Below are 660 nucleotides of genomic sequence, written 5' to 3'. Positions count from 1 at the left end.
CAACCCGGGAAAGCACACTGCCTTCACCGTTCTTGCCGTGACAGGCTCTGCAGGCATCCTTGTTTTTCTCGGCCAGCTTTTCATGCCCGCCAGCAGAGAACCTGGTGTCTCCAACCGGATGCATGCCGTGAGGACCATCCAGCGTCACACCCAGATCACCCGTATGACAGGTGGAACACTCGATGATGGGGCCTGCATGCCCCTGAAGATCCATGGCTGCCTTGTTGTCATTGGAGAACGGGTTCTTATTCGGCCAGATAGCATGGGTGCTGCCGTGACAGTTTTCACAACTCAGATCGCCGTGACCCTTGTCACCCGAGCCACTCAGACGGTACAGCGCTTCTGTGGTGGCAAAACGTGAGTTGGGATAATCCAGCAGCGCCAGCGTCGTACCACCGCCGTTGAAGACATGGTTCGATTTCTTGTAGGTCATCTGCAGGCGCAGACCATCCGGATTGCCCATGCTGTCTACATTGTTGACCAGCACATCCTGCAGCTGGTTGTTGTTCTGCAGTTGCGCCACCTGCATCACATCACCCACATGTCGGGTACCATGTGATTATATTCCAAAAAGGAGCTATCCTTTGTTCCGAACCCGCCAGATATTGAACGACTGGCTCACGCAAAACCTGGAGGAAGCATAACGCCATGGTTATCCAT

At 54.4% G+C, this 660-nt stretch carries 1 pseudogene; it reads right to left on the bottom strand.

Annotated features, from left to right (window positions below):
• A pseudogene (locus ACOCD2_RS24475) lies at window positions 1–541 on the bottom strand (hypothetical protein); the annotation flags it as partial.
• Window positions 542–660: the final 119 nt, after the last annotated feature.

This window comes from Thiolapillus sp. (assembly GCF_048562965.1).
Lineage (GTDB): Bacteria > Pseudomonadota > Gammaproteobacteria > Chromatiales > Chromatiaceae > Thiolapillus > Thiolapillus brandeum_A.
This window is presented reverse-complemented; position numbering and strand designations above follow the sequence as displayed.